14 protein-coding genes and 1 pseudogene are annotated in these 13,150 nt (G+C 41.2%); 12 read left to right on the top strand and 3 right to left on the bottom strand.

Translation table 11 applies throughout. The features are described from left to right. Positions 1–167 precede the first annotated feature (167 nt). Positions 168–746, top strand: coding sequence for a hypothetical protein (locus AC4E8A_RS11035; protein WP_490198547.1), 579 nt, complete (start codon positions 168–170; stop codon positions 744–746). A 216-nt stretch (positions 747–962) separates the two neighbouring features. Here AC4E8A_RS11035 and AC4E8A_RS11030 read toward each other — a convergent pair whose 3' ends face one another. Then, positions 963–1,109, bottom strand: coding sequence for a hypothetical protein (locus AC4E8A_RS11030; protein ID WP_490198546.1), 147 nt, complete (start codon positions 1,107–1,109; stop codon positions 963–965). Between the two features lie 264 nt (positions 1,110–1,373). Between AC4E8A_RS11030 and AC4E8A_RS11025 the strand changes: the two genes are divergently transcribed. From AC4E8A_RS11025 to AC4E8A_RS11015, 3 genes are all read left to right on the top strand, one after another. After that, a complete protein-coding gene (locus AC4E8A_RS11025; protein WP_490198850.1) occupies positions 1,374–2,012 on the top strand; it encodes a 2OG-Fe(II) oxygenase in 639 nt (212 codons plus the stop codon). Between the two features lie 553 nt (positions 2,013–2,565). Further along, positions 2,566–3,042, top strand: a complete 477-nt coding sequence (locus tag AC4E8A_RS11020; protein WP_490198545.1) for a DUF2975 domain-containing protein — start codon at positions 2,566–2,568, stop codon at positions 3,040–3,042. A 188-nt stretch (positions 3,043–3,230) separates the two neighbouring features. Next, positions 3,231–3,461 carry a hypothetical protein gene (locus AC4E8A_RS11015; protein WP_490198543.1) on the top strand — a complete coding sequence of 77 codons (231 nt, stop codon included), beginning with the start codon at positions 3,231–3,233 and terminating at the stop codon, positions 3,459–3,461. Positions 3,462–3,494: 33 nt separating this feature from the next. Here the strand turns inward: AC4E8A_RS11015 and AC4E8A_RS11010 are convergent, their stop codons facing one another. Beyond that, complete coding sequence (locus tag AC4E8A_RS11010) at positions 3,495–4,259, bottom strand: DUF3891 family protein (RefSeq protein WP_490198542.1); 765 nt, start codon at positions 4,257–4,259, stop codon at positions 3,495–3,497. 122 nt (positions 4,260–4,381) lie between these two features. On the opposite strand from AC4E8A_RS11010, the gene AC4E8A_RS11005 reads away from it, so the two are divergent. The 7 genes and pseudogenes from AC4E8A_RS11005 (at position 4,382) to AC4E8A_RS10975 (ending at position 9,667) form a co-directional block, all read left to right on the top strand. After that, positions 4,382–5,578 (top strand): MFS transporter, encoded by a 1,197-nt coding sequence (locus AC4E8A_RS11005; RefSeq protein WP_490198541.1) that lies wholly within the window; start codon positions 4,382–4,384, stop codon positions 5,576–5,578. A 544-nt stretch (positions 5,579–6,122) separates the two neighbouring features. After that, positions 6,123–6,359 (top strand): DUF2651 family protein, encoded by a 237-nt coding sequence (locus AC4E8A_RS11000; protein WP_490198540.1) that lies wholly within the window; start codon positions 6,123–6,125, stop codon positions 6,357–6,359. A 110-nt stretch (positions 6,360–6,469) separates the two neighbouring features. Beyond that, positions 6,470–7,594: an alpha-hydroxy acid oxidase gene (locus tag AC4E8A_RS10995; protein ID WP_490198848.1), complete on the top strand. Its 1,125-nt coding sequence runs from the start codon at positions 6,470–6,472 to the stop codon at positions 7,592–7,594. 344 nt (positions 7,595–7,938) lie between these two features. Beyond that, positions 7,939–8,115: pseudogene (locus AC4E8A_RS10990) on the top strand (YeeE/YedE thiosulfate transporter family protein); the annotation flags it as partial. Positions 8,116–8,475: 360 nt separating this feature from the next. Further along, entirely contained in the window at positions 8,476–9,027 is a 552-nt protein-coding gene (locus tag AC4E8A_RS10985; RefSeq protein ID WP_490198539.1) for an MEDS domain-containing protein, read from the top strand. A gap of 173 nt (positions 9,028–9,200) precedes the next feature. Then, on the top strand, positions 9,201–9,365 hold the full coding sequence (locus tag AC4E8A_RS10980; protein WP_490198537.1) for a DUF3231 family protein: 165 nt from the start codon (positions 9,201–9,203) through the stop codon (positions 9,363–9,365). A gap of 2 nt (positions 9,366–9,367) precedes the next feature. Next, positions 9,368–9,667: a DUF3231 family protein gene (locus AC4E8A_RS10975; RefSeq protein ID WP_490198535.1), complete on the top strand. Its 300-nt coding sequence runs from the start codon at positions 9,368–9,370 to the stop codon at positions 9,665–9,667. 129 nt (positions 9,668–9,796) lie between these two features. Here AC4E8A_RS10975 and nagE read toward each other — a convergent pair whose 3' ends face one another. Continuing rightward, on the bottom strand, positions 9,797–11,683 hold the full coding sequence (gene nagE / locus AC4E8A_RS10970) for an N-acetylglucosamine-specific PTS transporter subunit IIBC (protein WP_490198533.1): 1,887 nt from the start codon (positions 11,681–11,683) through the stop codon (positions 9,797–9,799). Between the two features lie 271 nt (positions 11,684–11,954). Here nagE and nagA point away from each other — a divergent pair, with 271 nt between their 5' ends. Further along, the gene (nagA, locus tag AC4E8A_RS10965) at positions 11,955–13,148 is read left to right on the top strand and encodes an N-acetylglucosamine-6-phosphate deacetylase (protein ID WP_490198531.1); all 1,194 of its coding nucleotides are present in this window, start codon (positions 11,955–11,957) and stop codon (positions 13,146–13,148) included. Positions 13,149–13,150: the final 2 nt, after the last annotated feature.

The following is a 13,150-nucleotide window of genomic DNA, read 5'->3' as shown; positions in this document are numbered from 1 at the left end:
ATTCATAAAGCCCTACCCTCCTATCGTTACCGCTTTACCCGCATTTATTTCTGCCTTTTTCAAACAAAAAGCTTGTTACACACCCTTCTACTCTTCTTCGGAAATTCAACCAGAACTGCAACTACTGTAAGAAGTATTCGTCTAATGAGATAAAGGGGGGTCTCTTTTTGCAAAAAGCACTCAAAATACTGATAATGTTCATCACACTAGTTCTGTTCACTATGACTGTACCACCAGCTGCAAATGCATGTTCCTGTGTCGAACCACCTTCAGTCAAGGAGGAATTTGCGCGCTCGCAAGCTGTTTTCTCAGGTAAAGCTATAAAGTGGATGGAAGAAGAGGATGTGAGCTTCAGAGCCAATCATACCCAAAAAATCCTCTTTGAAGTACAACAGAATTGGAAAGGAGCTTCCAAGTCTCAAATGATCATTACGACGGGGTCCGGAGGTGGTGACTGCGGTATTGAATTTCAAGAAGGTGAAGATTACTTGATTTATGCTAAACCATCTGAAATATATGGAAGCCAAGAGGACCTTGTGACTATTATTTGTGACAGGACCACAGAGTTAAGTGAGGCTGATGAAGACCTACAAGTACTGGGAAAAGGAAAGCCTCCAGCAGAAATAGTCGATTTGGAAGGTAAGAACAAGAAGGGACCAGCGACTCTGCTTTGGATTGTTCCTGCAGCGGTCATTCTGCTTGGATCAACTGTATTTCTTCTGATGAAAAAAATCAAAAGAAAATAATGTCCGGCTTCTTCATTACGTTTACTTTAGAAGTAGAAGCGGGATGCAGGCTTGAATGGTGCTGATGGAGCAGAAAAACATTTTCCTTCAGAGGCACATGTTGTCTCAGCATACGAAGACGGGAATGCAAAACGGCCAGAAAATGTAAGGATACTCGTCCATTGGTGAACATCATCAAATGACTAAATTTAGTCTGCAAAAAAATGCAGGCTGCTGTCACCTGCATTTCTCAAATTCATTATTTCCTTTTTGAGCCTTTAGTTTATTGTTTTCCAATTCTGCAGCATATTCTTCTTGATACTTGCCTAGCTTAGCAGCTTCAGACTGGATTTTGCGGAACTTGTGATCATTTAAATTCGGCATCCGTCACACCTCCTTATGAACAATTATATTTTATGCCTTCATGCTGAAAATATCCGACAAAAAATAGACTAAAATACACTAAAAAAAAGATGGTCAAACCATGAGGGACAGTGTAAAATTAATTTAAATTTTTGTAGACCAAACAAACAGGACACAAAGGGAAAATGAGTTCCTCCACAATATCCTGTAAAAGAAGCTTCGATTATCAACAGTTTTCAAATTATTCAGAAATAATAACAGACAAGAGGTAGATGAAAGTTGACAATGGAAAATCAAGAAGCAGCTGTTAAGGAACAAAGTATTTTTCATCACGTAGGGAATAAGATCAAAACCCAAGATAGAGAGATTAATATTATTGCCAGAATAGAAGAACCACTCATCGTCGTCTTGGGAAATGTTTTGAGCGATGAGGAATGTGATGCGTTGATAAGATTGTCTAAGGATAAGATGAAGCGGTCGAAAATTGGAAACACACGGAATGAGAACGATTTACGCACAAGCAGCAGTACGTTTATAGAGGAGGGTGAAAGCGAAATTGTCACAAGGGTTGAAAAGCGGATTTCACAAATCATGAATATCCCTTACGAGCATGGAGAAGGCCTGCAAATGCTGAACTACAAAATCGGACAGGAGTACAAAGCTCATTTTGACTTCTTTAAAAAGGCGGATAACCCCCGTATCAGCACATTGGTGATGTATTTGAATGATGTAGAACTTGGCGGAGAAACCTACTTCCCTAAGTTAAACTTCTCTGTTTCGCCGCAAAAAGGGATGGCTGTATACTTTGAGTATTTTTATGATAACCAGGAATTGAATGACTTGACCCTGCATGGCGGAGCTCCTGTGATCATTGGTGATAAATGGGCTGCTACGCAGTGGATGAGAAGGAAACAAGTAAAATAATGATCTGGATAGATAACGCACCGGCAGGGATTGCTTGTGCGTTTTTATTTGTAAAAGGCTGATTTCGCATAGATTGCCGCTTTCAGAAAACTCTCAGGAGCCGAATCCTCCTGGTTACTTGAGATATTGCCTCAACAGAAAACCTCATTTTTTTCTTGCATAGCCAGGGCTTTCAGATGAATGATGGCCTTTTTTAAAAATTCCTATTGCCATTAAGCAGCAACAATCTTTAAGAAAGGCTGTTTTCCCATAAATTGTTGCTTTCGGAAAAATCCCAAGAGCCGGATTTTTCCCCTGTATTCCAGGATTTCCCCTTAAAAAAGGGAGAGTAGCTCTTTTCGTTCCTGCTTACAGGGGGTTATCCGGTGAATGACCAAAATAGTATTTGAATTTACTATTGAATAGCAACAAAGTTTACGAAAAGAGCCTTAAGATAAGTACATGGTTGAAAAGGGATCTTTTCCATAACTGTTGAAAATTAATAATAATTTATTGATTATCAATAAATAATGTTTTATCATTAAACCAAACAATTCCAAATGAGGTGACAGTGATGAAACATAGTACTATCCTTCTGTTAAAAGCATCCCTGACCGTGATCAGTCTTATTGTACTTGCACTTTGTATTTTCTGGCTCCCAGGGCAGGCAGCCTACTTTGCTGAAACAGCCCCTGAGTTTTCGCATTTACACTATCCGGTGTTAATCGGACTCTACCTGACTGCCATCCCATTTTTCTTTGCTCTTTACCAGGCATTCATCATCATAACCTTTATTGAAAAGAACAAAGCTTTCTCGGGTGCATCTGTACGGGCACTGAAGTACATCAAATACTGCGCGTTAACGATTGTGCTGCTGTATTTGATAGGAATCATCTACTTGATTTCACAAAGCGCGGGGCATCCGGGAATTGTCCTGATGGGACTCATCATCATTTTCTCTTCGGTTGTCATTTCTGTATTCACAACCGTCCTGCAAAAGCTGATACAAAATGCACTTAAAATACAAGCAGAAAACGATTTAACAGTATGAGTGAAGGAGAATAGTGATGTTCATCAATATCAAAAGGATATCGTTCATATGAAAGATGAACCTTACTGAATATTATTAAAGGAATTCAGCCAAAGAAATCCCAGCTCAGATGGTGTGACACCAAACGTATGATTGGGCCAACGAGAATCCTTTTCGATGAAATGCCTGGCCAAAAAGGAGGTTGTCATTTGAATGGAAAAATAGGCACTTCCCTGCTCGTGTTTTTCTGCTTCTTAAGCTGGTTGTTCTTTTCTATTTATTTATCTTCAGGGGAAGAGTGGTGGTCCGTATTAAAAACTGAGCAAAGCAGTTCCGATACCTCTGCATACAGCGTATCTTTCATAAGAGTAATGATAGGCAGCATGACTTTTTTCTTTGTGGCGGTTTTATTGTACACAACCATTAAGAAGCTAAAATAAGGAGAAGCAGTAAAATTGCTTCTCCTTGAAAACTCATGCCGGTACAATCAAAATCTTCCTCTGTTCAATTCTGCCCTTTTTGTATGCCTCCGAGATCCCCATCGATTGAATATCTTCCTTAAAAAGTCTTTTATATTGCAGCAATACCTCAACCTTCTTAGTGAACGGAAACGGTTCTACCCTTATCTTGCTTTCACTGATCCACAAGGCTTCTAGACGGCTATTTCCACTGTGGAATATCTCTGTATTCTTAAACCCTTCCTTAAACCAGGGATGCTCCTTTTCTTTAGTAGTGCCTGGTTCATTTAAACAAAGGTAGAGGGAGAGATCATCAGCAAACTGCAGCAAACGAAAATGCTCATTTAACAAAGGCTCATTTAAATCTGAGATTCCCTTTTTGATCGTTGCTTGTCTTTTGGCTTCCTCTTGCACAAATTGAATACAGTGTTCGTCCTTGGAATGTGTGAAGAATGAACAGAAATGCATACTGCATAGGAGGGCGGCATATCGATTGCGCTCCTCAATTTCATTCAAGCCAATGGTATAAAAAGCGAGTTTTGGACGTAAAGGAAAATCAGAAAAGGAGTAAGGGGCCATTGTACGGTCATTCCATATCGGCGTATCATCTAAACCGATCCAGCCGCGATCATGTTGAAAAGCTGCATAAATGGCATCCTCAAAGAAGTCTGCTGAACCTATTAAGCCTTTAGCAAAGTGTTGTACTATTTCACCCGATAAAAAAGCGTGGTCATGCTGTCTGATCATAATGAATGCATCTTTTGTTTCCCGTATAATCATGGCCTGCCATTCCTTTCTGGCTAAAAAATCATTTTCATGAGAGTAGAAGTGGTGGTTGTTATATAATGGTATAATGATATTTTACTATATTCTATTACCTTTTAAAAAAAGCAGGAATGACTATGAAAACTACCAGTATCTCTAAGCACAATATCAATGTTATGTTTTGGATTAGCTTCTTTGGTACAATCAATTTTATCGCACCTGTATTGACACTCTTTTATTTAGGCAGAGGGTTGGAACCTCTTCATATTCTCTGGCTGCAGTTATTCTGGAGCGGAGCGGTTTTGCTGGGGGAAGTCCCGGGCGGAGTCGTGGCAGACCGGTTCGGACCTAAAGTTTCTTTCTTCATCGGGGTCATGCTTAAAATAGGAAGTTTGATTTTTCTCATCTTTGCCGTTGAACCTTGGATGTTTTTTCTTTTCAGTGCATTGAATGGGTTTTCTGTCACCTTTTTCTCAGGAGCAGATGAAGCTTTGGTCTATGAATCTCTGAAAGAGGACGATCAACATCATGGGATGGACCGGGCTATGGGAAAAATCCAATCGGCGGGATTTATCTCCATGATCATGGCTGTTTTGTTTGGAGCTTATTTTGCAAGTGATTTGAAAGATGAACAGTTTGTCACTCTCATTATTATTGGCGCCGCTTTTCACGTTGTTGAGTTGCTGCTGATTTTCTTTCTTAGAAGTCCCAGCCAATATGGGAATTACCGTGAGAATCCTTTTACCCAGGTGGCCTCTGGAATCAAGGCAATTCGTAAAGCTCCTGCTTTGCTGCTGCTTTTCATCAATTTTACGCTCGTTTTCATTCCTGCTGATTCTGTTTATGAAGCATTCAATCAACCCATTTTTACGGAAGCGGGATTACCCGTAGTCATGATTGGAATTCTTTATGCCCTGGCAGCTGTTGGCGCGTTCTTCATCTCTCAATCTGTCGGTTGGCTTACAAACCGCTTCAGCAGGGTGCTTTTAATGAACGTAACAGGAGCAGTTGCAGCGCTGGCCCTATTCCTATCAGCTGTTTATGGAGAATCATTATGGGTTGTCCTCGGTGCCTTTTTTCTGTTAAGGCTTGGACAGGCGATGAGAGGACCGATTTATTCACAACTAAAAAATGATCTTATTCCATCAGAAATTCGTGCTACCACGTTATCCCTGATTTCCGTGCTGGACTCTGCTTTTGACCTGGTTGTTTTCGGTCTTTTATCTGTAATTGCATTCAAGGGTATCACGGGAATTCTTGTAGTCAGCAGTATAGTGGCACTGATTGGCACGTTAACCCCCATCCATTATAAGAGAACGACTAGTAGGGGGTAGGCGGATGGATGGCCATTTCAAGCCAATCGGCGAAGAAGGATAAGAAAAGATGAAAAGCTCTCGATTCCGATTCACTATACCTTCGAATCGGCTACCGATTTTTTAAAAAAGGATAAAACTAATGGAGAATTGCTCCACAACCTGAATGGGCGCTTCTATCTCTTTTCTTCATTAGAGAGTAGCTGTTTCATACTTTAAAACATCAGTGATGGCTTAATATATACAAGGATACCCGTTTATGCTTAATATTCTTCTGCTTTTCAATACGAGATGGAACGGGTGCTATATCCCCTCCTGCAAAGCAGAAGTCTTAACTCCATACATAAAAACCAAGACATCCAACAAACCAGTTGTTGTCCCTTCGATCTAATCCTAGATATGGCACTCTAAATCCATGAGGTGAAATGCATCCTAAAACTTTAAGATTCCTTTTATAATCTGAAACGATTGATCATCACTGGATATCTTGGATGATAAAGAGGGAATAAGATGATATTGGCATTTATTCTCTGATTGTGTAAAATTACACTAAAGGAGGGGTTTTATGGATATCATCTTTATGATTTTAATCGGTTTTCCAGTTCTATCTTTATTGACCGGGGTGCTTGGCTTTTATTTAGTTAAGAATATATTTGTTACTCCACTGATTATTTTTATAACAGCAATCTTTGCGACTTATGCATTTTTTAATGAAACCTTCTGGATCTGGGTGTGGATATATACATTTTTGTCCTTGGGCAGCGGCATGTTCACTAAGGTTATTTCTAAACGTAAAGGTTGATTATTCATCTGGGCTTTTTTAAAATCTTTATATTCAGATAAGTTTGAAAACTAAGCGCCCCTATGCCATAATAAATGTATAAAAAGGCACTGGAGGGATACGGGTTGAAGATGGTTAATAAGAAATGGGAGGACCGCCACCTTTGCATTAACGAATGGGAAAATGAGGCGGAAGGCATTATCGAAAAGAAAGCTTTTGATTACATAGCAAGGGGTTCAGGTGAAGAGTCGACATTAAATGCTAATAGAGAGGCCTTTTCAAATTACCAAATCTCCCACAGGGTGCTGAGGGACGTTTCAACAATCAATACATCCGTGACTTTATTGGACCAGACAATTTCTTCACCTGTACTATTTGCCCCAATTGGTGTCCAGACCATCGCACATCCAGAAGGTGAACTCGCTTCATCACGTGCAGCTGCCTCCATGAATCTTCCTTTTGTAACCAGCACGGTTTCTTCCTATTCCATGGAAGAGATAGCTGGCCGGATGGGGGATGCCCCGCGTTGGTTCCAGCTTTATTATTCAGGAAATGAATTGGTTGCAGAAAGTATGATCAAACGTGCTGAATCGTCAGGTTATTCTGCGATCGTCCTTACTGTGGACACACCGATAATGGGATTTCGGGAACGTGATCATATCAACAGGTATTCACCGATTGGCGAAGGAAGCGGGAGCGGAAATTATTTTAGCGATCCTGTGTTTCAAAACCTTTTAGAAAAACCCATTCTGGAAGATAAACAAGCCGCGCTAAAAAAAATGAAAGAACTCTTCGAAAATCCAACAGTCACTTGGGATGCGATTCACAGAATACGCCAATATACCGACCTTCCGATTCTTTTAAAAGGTGTCGTTCACCCGGAAGACGCCAAGCTGGCTTTGGAATATAAGATAGATGGGTTGATTGTGTCAAATCACGGAGGCAGACAGCTTGACCATGGAGTTGCCACCCTGGATGTACTGGAAGATATTTGTCAAGTCGTGCAAGGAGAAATTCCTGTTTTGATAGACAGCGGAATCCGCCGCGGAAGCGATATCTTTAAAGCCTTGGCATTGGGTGCTTCAGCCGTATTGGTCGGACGCCCATTCATGTATGGATTGGCCTGCGGCGGGGAGGAGGGAGTGAAAAAGGCGCTGCAGCAGATACAGGATGAGTTCGAGGTTTCGATGGCACTTGCAGGTGCTGCTGCTATTCAGGAAATCGACAAAACCTACCTTGTTCAAAAAAGAAGGTAGGAAAACAATTTTAGTGAAAACCAAAGCCCTTGCTTTGTCAAAAATACATATTGAGGAGACAGTTTTGGAGAATATACCCGGACAATAGGCTGAACTTCTTTTTATAAAGCTGTTTTCGCATTAATTGTTGCTTTCGGAAAAATCCTAAGAGCCGGATCCCCCACTGTATTCCATGGATTTCCCCGAATAAAGGAGAGTAGCTCTTTTCTTTCCTGCTCACACGGGGTTATCGGTAAAGGACCAAAATAGTAGTTGACATTCATATTGAATAGCAACAAAGTTTACGGAAAGAGCCTTTTATAATGGCGGAAATCAGTCAAGAACCAGTCAGACATGAAAAATGTTATGGCGCACGACTTGCCTTCGGATGCAACATCGGTGCCTACTTCGGAGGAATCGCTTCGTTCAGTCTTCATGGCTAAATCTGGGGGATCCTTGCAATGGCTGGTACATTTGTTGCACTTTATCTTAGACCAATGTTCGGGCTCTCTGTCCCTAAACCGAAGGATACATTCTGTTAACAAAAACCGTTCTGCCGAGAGGAGAGTCTCTTGGCAGAACGGTTTTTTTGAAAACCAGGAACACTCGTTCCACAAATGGCATCATTGGTACGAATTCAATGGGGAGGAGAACTATCTTTTCAGCCAGATAATACTACTTGGCGACGAAGACGCGCTGGTTGCAATTTCGGGAAAGAAGCACACATTCTGGAGTCTATCAGGCGGGAAAGATTGACGGGTCCTAATTCGGTGAAAATAGAGAAGAGGGAATTGACATAATTAAGAAGACCCATGGAATATTCATTTAGTTGTATTTCTATAATCAGGTATGAAGAAATGGTATAATTCAAATCATCTTACATAACAGGGAGATATGAGTATATGAGCGATTTAATCTTACAATTACTAGAGAAACATAAAGGAAAAAACGGCCATATCCTTTATCATTTTGAGGATGAGAAGTCATATCTTCAAAATGCACTCACCTTTATTCAGGCTGGTGTGAAAGAGGGCAGTCAAATTATGCTGGTGGAAAACGACCGGAATCAATTGAATATCCTACGCAAATTAGAAGAAATTTTAAGTGAAGAAGAATTATGCAATGTCCATTTTACGAATAACTATGATTTCTACTATTCCCATAAAACCTTCGAACCAGAAATTATTTATTCCCATTTCCTAGAAAACGTCCAATCCCACTTGGATAGCGGGGTTCCTCTGTGGACATGGGGCATGATAGAATGGGGAGATCAGCAGGAATTCATCCAAACCATCACTGAATATGAACGACAAATTGATTCTTTTATAACTCAAAACGGGCTCGTTTCAGTGTGTGCGTATAACCGAAACCATACACCTGCTGAGCTTGAGAACCTTTTAGCTGAATGTCATGATGTCATATTAACTGATCACGAATATAAATATTACCGTTAAATTACATATTCTCGTCATACTTACACGATAGTTTGTAAAACCTATGACTATCTAAAAGAGTGTGGAGGGAAAGACTAACGATGGATCATAACACTCAACTGACTTCTTCAGAAATGTCGAATCTATGGATTTCATATCAGAATGACACCATGTTGTAATGATAAGGATGTCCGATGATTTGTGAACAGGCATTGACATATGCGGAGACACATATTGATAAGGTTACACATTTTTTCAAAGAGGAAGGACATCCTGTTCCTACTGGTTATTCAGAGGATGACCTTAATTTGGAAGCCCCGCCGTTATTCACGGATAAAATGTATTTACTATTGTATTGAATATGGGGAAATTCGGTCTTAGCTCATATTCCCTTGCGTTATCTCTTTCGAACCGTGAAGATGTCATAGCCTACTATTCAGACTGTCTGGGTGAAACGAAAAAGTTACATAATGATGCGAAAGAAACAGCTGCAAAAAAAGGAATTGTCATCCGGCCTCCGGTTATCCCGAGGCATGAAAAAGTGGATTTTGTGAAAGCCCAAAGCTTTTTAGCCGGTTACTTTGGGAAGGAACATTATAATAAGGTTAAAGGACGTTCTGATGGGTCTTTTATTCTAATAGCACAAAGAAAAGAGCATTGATGATGAAATCAATGCTCTTTCTTCTGCTATTTATTGTGTCAATTAAGTGCTATTTTACTGTTTATAAGTAACTTTCCCTCCCAAAATAGAAACCGTTACTATTCAACATGACACTGCTTTTTTTGAGTACTATTCAATTGATAATATTCCGCTCTCTCCCTGTTTTACTTGATCATGCTTTTTCACATTTAATTTTGGTAAATCTGTAAAGATGACCGGTGTAACAATAGATGATGCTGAACTAGAAATCAAATCAAGGTCAAATGTGAGAAGTTCCTGACCTTTGGAAACCTTTTGGCCATTCTCGACCAGGACGTTGAATCCTTTACCGTTTAGTTGGACCGTATCCAGTCCGACATGAATGAGGATTTCGTATCCCTGTACGGATTTGATTCCGATAGCGTGCTTGGTAGGGAAGACGTTAATGATTTCACCATCAACCGGAGAAACCACCGAACCTTTTGATGGGACAATAGCGAAACCGTCACCCATCATCCTTTGAGAGAAGACTTCATCTTCCACTTCTGTGATCGGTATGATTTTCCCTTCAACAGGAACGACAAAGTCATTTTCCGTTAAGGGCTTCATTCCTTCATTCGAAACTGAAGTCGGTGTTTCAGAAGCAATTCTTTCCTTGGCAGCATTTCCTTCAAGCCTCTTCATCGCATCGGCAACAAATTCGACCTCTGTCCCTACAATGATTTGCAGGTTGGTTTTATTTAATTTCATGACACCTTTTGCACCATGTTTCTTCAATGAAGCATCCTGGACTTTGGTCATATCCCTTATATTCAGGCGAAGACGGGTGGCACAATTATCGATTGCAGAAATGTTCTCTTTGCCTCCTATATCGGTAATAAACAAGTTTGCCATCTGTTCGTACTTATCCGCTCCCGCATCAGGTGAAGCTGCTGGGACTGTTTCTTCGGTATCTTCCTCGCGGCCAGGAGTCTTTAAATTGAATGCTTTGATCAGGCCATAGAAGACCACAAAGTAAATAACCGCATAAATGACACCGATTAATAAAAGCAGCAATGGCTTTTCAGCAATATTAAAGTTCAACAGATAATCGATACCGCCGGCTGAGAAGGTGAACCCATCCCTGATGCCGAGCAGGGATGTCAGCCACATTGAAATACCTGTTAAAATCGCATGTACACCATATAACAATGGAGCCACGAACATGAACGAAAATTCAATAGGTTCCGTGATTCCTGTTAGGAAAGAAGTGAGCGCTAGACCAATGAACATCCCGGAAACCGCTTTTCTTTTTTCCGGTTTTGCTGCCGCAATAATGGCAATAGCTGCTGCAGGCAGACCAAACATCATGACAGGGAAGAATCCAGTCATATATCCGCCGGCAGTCGGGTCTCCAGCAAAGAAACGGGCGATATCTCCTGATTTCCCTGCAAATTCACCAAATTCAAACCAGAATAAGCTGTTCAATACATGGTGAAGTCCGAGTGGAATCAACAGGCGGTTTAAAATCCCGAAAATCCCTGAACCAATCGCACCCATGTCGATGATCCAGTTGCCAAGTCCGTCTATCCCCGCCTGTATCGGCGGCCAAACGAATCCGGCAATCCCGGCAACAATGACCATTGCAACCGAAGTCACGATTGGAACAAAGCGCCTGCCGCTGAAAAATCCAAGCCACTCAGGGAGCTTTACATCATGGAATCGATTATAGAGCAACCCGGCAATGATACCAGTGATGATCCCGCCAAGCACTCCCATGTTTATTGTTTTATCCAAAGCTTCAGCACCGTTGGTCAATACCAGGTAACCGATGGCGCCTGACAACGCTGCGGCACCATTGTTATCTTTTGCAAACCCCATTGCCACCCCTATGGCAAATATAAGTGCAAGATTGGCAAATATCGCATCCCCGGCATTCGCAATGAATGGAATATCCAGCAAGTCAGGTTGCCCGAATCGAAGGAGCAGTCCTGCAGCCGGCAGAACAGCGATCGGGAGCATCAGCGACTTACCAATACGTTGTAAAAAACCTAACATATTACCCTCTCCTTTTTACTCTACCTTTTTGAAAGCGTTTTTCTAAACAAGCTTATCTTACCATCATAAGTTACAGTTGTCTATACCAACTAAAAAATCTACAAAGTGATAAAAAATACTAAAAATCGATGAAACAAGAGTGTTTGACAAGTTTAATGTATTTTGAAAGAATAGATTAAACAAAATTGGTATAGACAACTATATTTTGGTGATGATAAAATCGAAAGGACTATTCAATAAAAACACTGCCCATTGAAAGGATGAATGAACAATGAGTCCAAATGATACAACTATTATTTTGCTTAAGGGCCTTCAAATCTATTCCGAAAATGGGATAGTGAACAATGGATATTTAAAAATAGAAGGTCATGAAATTATTGAGATAGGCCAGCTAAAAGATCTAGTTGAGGAGGGCAATGAGGAAGTTGTTGAACTTTCTCCTGAATATAAAGCCCTGCCCGGTTTCATTGATGTACACATTCACGGGGTAAACGGCGCAGATGTAATGGATGCCACCCCGGAGGTCTTGGACACTATGGCTGAAACGCTTCCACGTGAAGGGACCACAGGTTTCCTCGCTACGACCATTACTCAAAGCAGCAGCGAAATTGAAAAAGCACTCAAGAATGCAGCAGACTATATTGGACATCAACAGAACTCCGGCAGCTCAGAAATTTTGGGAGTCCATCTTGAGGGCCCATTCGTTAATGCAGAACGGGCAGGTGCCCAGCCATCAGAACATATTACAGATCCAGACGTTAAATTGTTCAAAAAGTGGCAGTCTATTTCTAATGGTGCCATCAAGCTGGTTACCCTTGCTCCTGAGCAGCCGGGCGGCCAGGAGCTGGTCCGGCATTTGAAAGAGACCGGTGTCATTGCTTCGATTGGTCATTCGGATGCAACATTTGAGCAGGCAGGGGAGGCTGTTCTAGCCGGTGCGACTCACATTACCCATTTATTCAACCAAATGAAAGGCCTGCACCATCGTGAACCAGGTGTAGTAGGCGCAGCCTTTTTATATGATGAATTGAAAACGGAACTGATTGTGGACGGTGTCCATGTTCGCCCGGAAGCCATCAAGCTGGCTTACAAACAGAAGGGAAGCGAAGGGGTCATACTGATTACTGATTCCATGCGTGCTAAATGCCTGAAAAACGGGGAATATGACTTAGGAGGTCAGAATGTCACTGTGAAAAACGGAAAAGCGGTCCTCGGGAATGGAACCCTGGCAGGAAGCATTTTAAAAATGGGAAATGCTTTAAAGAACATGCTCGAATTTACAGGATGCTCGCTGCAGGATGCCATTCAAATGACATCCGCCAATCCGGCAAAACAATTGAACCTGTACAACCGGAAAGGCAGTATTTCGAGAGGGAAAGATGCAGATATCGTCATATTGAACAAAGAAATGGATGTAGCCATGACTTTCTGCAGAGGAAGTCTTGCATTTAAAAAGGAGGAATAGAC

It is taken from the genome of Bacillus sp. SRL337 (genome assembly GCF_984799155.1).
This window is presented reverse-complemented; position numbering and strand designations above follow the sequence as displayed.

Bases quoted from the DNA above. Each gene is read 5' to 3' on its own strand.
- AC4E8A_RS11030 (WP_490198546.1), bottom strand. From the start codon at position 1,109: ATGCCGAATTTAAATGATCACAAGTTCCGCAAAATCCAGTCTGAAGCT.
- AC4E8A_RS10995 (WP_490198848.1), top strand. From the start codon at position 6,470: ATGGTTAATAAGAAATGGGAGGACCGCCACCTTTGCATTAACGAATGG.
- AC4E8A_RS10985 (WP_490198539.1), top strand. From the start codon at position 8,476: ATGAGCGATTTAATCTTACAATTACTAGAGAAACATAAAGGAAAAAAC.
- AC4E8A_RS11000 (WP_490198540.1), top strand. From the start codon at position 6,123: ATGGATATCATCTTTATGATTTTAATCGGTTTTCCAGTTCTATCTTTA.
- nagA (WP_490198531.1), top strand. From the start codon at position 11,955: ATGAGTCCAAATGATACAACTATTATTTTGCTTAAGGGCCTTCAAATC.
- AC4E8A_RS11020 (WP_490198545.1), top strand. From the start codon at position 2,566: ATGAAACATAGTACTATCCTTCTGTTAAAAGCATCCCTGACCGTGATC.
- nagE (WP_490198533.1), bottom strand. From the start codon at position 11,683: ATGTTAGGTTTTTTACAACGTATTGGTAAGTCGCTGATGCTCCCGATC.
- AC4E8A_RS11010 (WP_490198542.1), bottom strand. From the start codon at position 4,259: ATGATTATACGGGAAACAAAAGATGCATTCATTATGATCAGACAGCAT.
- AC4E8A_RS10975 (WP_490198535.1), top strand. From the start codon at position 9,368: ATGGGGAAATTCGGTCTTAGCTCATATTCCCTTGCGTTATCTCTTTCG.
- AC4E8A_RS11005 (WP_490198541.1), top strand. From the start codon at position 4,382: ATGAAAACTACCAGTATCTCTAAGCACAATATCAATGTTATGTTTTGG.
- AC4E8A_RS10980 (WP_490198537.1), top strand. From the start codon at position 9,201: ATGATTTGTGAACAGGCATTGACATATGCGGAGACACATATTGATAAG.
- AC4E8A_RS11025 (WP_490198850.1), top strand. From the start codon at position 1,374: ATGGAAAATCAAGAAGCAGCTGTTAAGGAACAAAGTATTTTTCATCAC.